At 47.5% G+C, this 5,314-nt stretch carries 4 protein-coding genes; all 4 read right to left on the minus strand.

Going from position 1 to position 5,314, the window contains the following annotated elements; translation table 11 throughout:
- Nucleotides 1-188: 188 nt before the first annotated feature.
- Entirely contained in the window at nt 189-842 is a 654-nt protein-coding gene (locus SIN01_RS13830) for a DUF1801 domain-containing protein (RefSeq protein WP_010027489.1), read from the minus strand.
- Between the two features lie 51 nt (nt 843-893).
- Entirely contained in the window at nt 894-1,325 is a 432-nt protein-coding gene (locus SIN01_RS13835) for a hypothetical protein (protein ID WP_010027488.1), read from the minus strand.
- A 96-nt stretch (nt 1,326-1,421) separates the two neighbouring features.
- Nucleotides 1,422-4,682 (minus strand): DEAD/DEAH box helicase, encoded by a 3,261-nt coding sequence (locus SIN01_RS13840; RefSeq protein ID WP_010027486.1) that lies wholly within the window; start codon nt 4,680-4,682, stop codon nt 1,422-1,424.
- Between the two features lie 258 nt (nt 4,683-4,940).
- Nucleotides 4,941-5,219, minus strand: coding sequence for a DUF4357 domain-containing protein (locus tag SIN01_RS15730; protein WP_507772788.1), 279 nt, complete (start codon nt 5,217-5,219; stop codon nt 4,941-4,943).
- Between the last annotated feature and the right edge of the window lie 95 nt (nt 5,220-5,314).

Here is a 5,314-nt window from a genome sequence, read left to right on the forward strand (position 1 = left end):
ACTGTTTAACCTTGGCTTCGCCTGGATTCCTTTTGCCCTGATCGGCTTCACCCTTGGCATCGCTGCGTATCTACTGTACAGCCGTGTGCCCTCACTATCGCTGAACGCAGAACTAAAAGCAAAACAAAAATAATTCAATGGAATGAAGGACAGCCATGCTGCACGGGCAGCGGCTGTCCTTTTTGTGTTTATTGGAACTGCTTATGCGAGCCATCACAGTTAGGCATTTTTTTCGAGTGCCCGCACACGCAATCGTTTAATCCTTTTCCTTTGAGGATTCTCGGCACACTTTTTTCAATTCTGGACGCCCTCGTTGCCGATTGTTTCGCTTGCGAAAAATAATAAATGTAAGCATTTTGTCGTCCCGGCGTCAGCGCCTCAAAAGCAGGCTTCAACTCAGGCAGTTCCTCGAACTTACTTTGCAACTCTTCGGGAATAGCGACTTCCGCACGCTTCTTCATCGGTACTTTTTGTCCCGCTTTTTCAACATCAATCGCCTCACGAAGATACGCCTTGATCACGTCTTCCAAATCCACAATTTCTTGCACCGTGGTAAAGCGAATCTGCCGCGCCGCCTGAACGTTTTCGGTTTGCTGAATCAGAATACCATGCGCATCCTTCAACAATGCTCCTTTGTGAAACAGCAACGCGCAATAGTCTTTAAAGCCATGAATCAGTACAACGTTTTTTCCTTCAACTGTATAGCAGGGATGCTTCCACTTAAACGCCTCCGTCAGCCCGCAGTCCAGAACAATCGCCCGGAGCCGCGCGTAGCATTCCGCCCACTTACTCGGCTTACTTAAGAATTCATCAACTTTAGGGTTCAATCTGCTCTCTGTCATTGGGCAACACCTTTCTCTCGGTTTCTTCGAACACAACGTTTTGTGCCCGTTTCATCGATACTGCCTTTTCTGTGCACCGGTCAAGAGCATCCGCTGCTCTTCCCCTATAGCAACGTTTCGAATCTCAACTTCAAAGGCCTTAAAACAAGCTGAAGCCCACGACTTTCCCGTGATCGCTTTAAATACCGCGTCATCACAAATCGCAATGATTTTTCGATACGTGCGGCCCGTCATCTTTTCTAATAGAAGCATTTTCAGGATATCCGCCAACATCTTTTTCTGTTGCGGCGGCTTCAGTGAACCGATATGTGCATAGATTTCACCAATAATACCGTGCTCATCAGAATAAAAATCCGGCTGAATCGTCGCATCCCCACATGGAACAACCGGATTGGCGATAAGATCCGTCCCAAGCTCATCGCTTATAATCTGAAAAATATGCTTTTCAATCTGCTGTTGTTCCAGTGATGAAGATGCATGCATCCGATTCGTTTCCCCTTCAACTTTTCTGTGCACCGGTCAATCACGATCTGGCATTCTTCATCAACCAGATTATCCCGCACACTGCTGAGCAATTACTCAGATATTTAAAATCTCCTTGATATCCTTCTCAGTTAACCGAGACAGCGACTGATCGCCGGATTGAACGACGGATTCAATTAAATCGCGTTTATTTTGTTGCAGATCGTGAATTTTTTCCTCAATCGTGCCTTGGGTGATCAGCCGCACGACCTGCACAACGTTTCGTTGGCCGATTCGATGCGCTCTGCCAACCGCCTGATCCTCGACCGCGGGATTCCACCACAGATCATACAAGATCACCGTATCGGCACCCGTGAGATTAAGTCCGGTATTTCCAGCCTTTAGCGAAATTAGAAAAACATTCTTCTCTCCTTGGTTGAACTGATCGACCATCTCGACCCGATCTTTCGCCCGAGTTTGTCCGTCAAGGTAAAAGAAGCTCACGCCCTGCTCCGTAAACGCCTGGCGGATGATCGCCAGCATACTGGTAAATTGAGAAAAAATAAGTATTCTCCGGCCGCTTTCAAGTGCATCGGAAATCAGTTCCAAAAGCTGCTGCAGCTTCCCGGACGCGCCTTGATAGTCATCGACAAAAAGGGCGGGATGACAACAAATTTGCCGCAGACGGGTGAGGCCGGCAAGAATCTTCATCCGGCTCTTTTGAAAGCCTTCGTTTTCAAGGGAATCCTTCGTTTCCTTCTGGATTTTCTGAAGATAGGCCAGATAGAGTTCCTTCTGCTCTTTCGTCAGCTCAGAGGTATGCACCGTCTCGATCTTGTCCGGAAGTTCCGACAAAACATCCTTTTTGATGCGACGGAGTAGGAACGGACGAATCATTCTCACAATTTTTTCTTGATCCATTTTTTTGAAATCGGAAAGCTTTGGAAAAAATCCGGGCAGGATGGTCTGGAAGATGGACCAGAGTTCATCAATTGAATTTTCGATCGGCGTACCGCTCAGCGCAAAGCGATTCCGGGCCTTGATTTCACGAACGGATTTCGCCGTCTTTGTGTTAAAATTCTTGATCGTCTGCGCCTCATCAAGGATCAGCGTGCTGAATTCCTGATTCTCATAGGTACCGATATCCTGTCTTAGCGTTTGGTAGGACGTGATCCAAAGATCCGGTTTCGCCTCTTGCTGGTACAGGTCCTCTCGTTCCTGCACGGTACCGGAGGCGACCACTGCATGCAAGTCCGGGGCAAATTTTGCCAGCTCATTTTTCCAGTTGTAGATTAGAGAAGCCGGGGACACAATGAGCGCCGGCTGAGTTGTCGAATCCTTCTCTTTTTCCGATAAAAGAAAAGCGATCGTTTGTATGGTCTTACCCAAACCCATCTCATCCGCAAGAATGCCACCGAGTCCATAGTGACCGAGCGTTTTCATCCATTGATAGCCATAAAACTGATAATCTCTGAGCTGTGCGTGCAGCGATTCCGGCACATCAAAGTCAATCAAGTCAGGATTCTTCAAACGATTGAGGAAGCGTCGGAACACCTTGCTGATTCCGATCCCTGCATGCTGTTCCCCGAGTATGGATTCAAGCTGTCCACCCCGATACATCGGCAGTTTCAATTGATGATTCTGCAACTCATTCTTTGAAATGTTCAGCTCGTCCAGCATCTGTCCGACAGACGCAAACGCCTCATCCTCTAATGGGATAAATGCGCCGCTTGGCAGGCGATAATACCTTTTCTTTTCCACAAGCGACTGAAGAATCCTCTCGATATGATCCTCCGCGATGCCCTCGATCTGGAAGTTCACCTCCAGCCAGTTGCCACCGGAGTCCACATCAATGGATGCAAACGGCGTGTTCTGCGCCGGTAGCACAAACGCCTTGACCGCATTGGTCATCAAAATTTCCGCCAGATCTTCCAGTTTCGGAAGCGTTTCAAACAAAAAGGTACAAATAGCCTCCTCCCCGTCGGCGCAGACCTTTCTATTGTTCATGGTTAACGGAGCCGACTCGATCAGATCCATAATCCTCTGCTCTTTATCCACATCACGAATAAAGATCTGCTTGTCCGAATTGATGCTGCGATTGTTCTCAAAGGGCTTCACCATAGCATCGCCGTAATGGTATTCGAGCTGAACCGTCAGTTGTTCCCCTGCACGGTCGAGCAACACTTTCGCATGTAACGGGTACGAAGCAATCCGATCCGACACTTGATCGGCAATACTGAGTTGACTGATTTTCTTTAGACCCGGTGCAACTTGAGACAGAAACGGCTCGATCTGATCTTTTCCAATCGGCAGCGCGCTCAATCCGTCATAGCGGACAATCGAAACCAGATGGCTCGCAAACGCGCTCTGCGCATCAGAAAGCGGATATAATTCGCCATCCTTGATCAGACACCCATATTCATCTAAGTACTGACAGCCCTCCAAATCGGAAAGATCAACCTCATAATGACCATCGGAACGTTCATCAAGCCGAAGCGCAAAGGGCAGTTCATGCTCATGAACGACCGCCTGCTTGCGCCCCCAATAGCGATCGTCAAGAAAAACAGAACAGGATTGCAGTTTCGTCAAGAGTTCAGGAAATAGAGCCGGGGGAATCGTGAATTGGCGGTCATCATTGACTGTGCGTCTGCCGGTATAGGCATACTGCAGATTCCGGTAATTTCTATAGTTCATCTGCTTGCCAAGCAAATCGATCACGGCCTGATCTTCCGGTAAAAAGCCATGTTCCAGTGGATCGAAGGAAAACTTTTTTGTAAATGTAAACGAGGTCTGATCGATCACGGAAAGGATAAAATCGCGGATGTCCTTGACCACATACAACCGGTCAACACCGCTTTTCATCTCCAGAACAAACCATGAACCGTCGTTCTTAAGCGTCCATTCCGTCTGCATCATCCGTTTATGCCCGCTTCGCTCCCGATCACTTTCCTTCTTCTGAAGCCAAGAGAAGCGATCAATCAGCCGATTGGTGAGCACTTCTTCCCGGTGCAAGCGCCCACGCTCAGCAGTGCGCGCGGCCGTCGATGCCACCTTGCGCCCTGATGATTGATGTCCCGCTTGCTTCCGCAGACTTTGCTGATCCTCCATAAGTTTAATAAGAACAGCGGCCACATGCTTGCAAGGAGTTGGAAAACTTCGAGCCGCCGGACAATCACAGTGACTATACAACGATTGATCGTCAATACGGATACTGACACGGTATGGTTCCGTCCCGTCAACCGATGCCTGCCAGTCCCCGCCTTCCGGATCAAAATGAAAATCCCGGACACGCCCGTTTGCATAGTACCTGTGTCCACGCTGATAAATCGTCGACGAAAATAAGCCCTTAATCATTTCCTCTGTGAGTTGAATTCCCATTAAATAACACACCTGTTCAATCAATTTATTGGACACGTTCATGCCCATGACCTGCGAATCACAAGACATGAACACTTTTGTCAACATAACCCTGTAACGATCGCCGTATCAGTACTTGCGAAAAGACTAGCAACTAATCTCTCTGAATCTTTCTGATTTCACTATACCATAAGATCGATTGAAGGTTGACGACCATAATTGATTTTCCAAACGGTGTGAGGTTGTGCTGAAAAATTACTTAGGAAAACTTATGAAAACTTATAAATGCCCTGTTTCAACCGATTTCAACGTCTGTCCCTCTTGAGTTTTCCACTCGGTTCTGCCATTTGCGTTGCGGCCCATAACAACTGCTGCTGCCAATGACGGGCTAGAAAATATCCAATCTTCTGTGAATCTATAGCCTTCATCAATAGCACGTTCAGAAATAAGTTTATTTCGCAATTTTTTTAAAGAGGAAGGCATTGAGTTCGTTACGTGGGTTGCGACCGCCGAATACGATGCATTCAGTCCAAAACTCTTTACTTGAAAGATGCTGATTCAAACGATCAAAAACATTCTCAGCCTCCCCCAATGTAAACCTGGTTGGTACCATCTTCTTCCTTTTTGATTACGGCCAATGATATGTACCACTA

The sequence above is a fragment of the Sporolactobacillus inulinus genome, from assembly GCF_006539285.1.
Lineage (GTDB): Bacteria > Bacillota > Bacilli > Bacillales > Sporolactobacillaceae > Sporolactobacillus > Sporolactobacillus inulinus.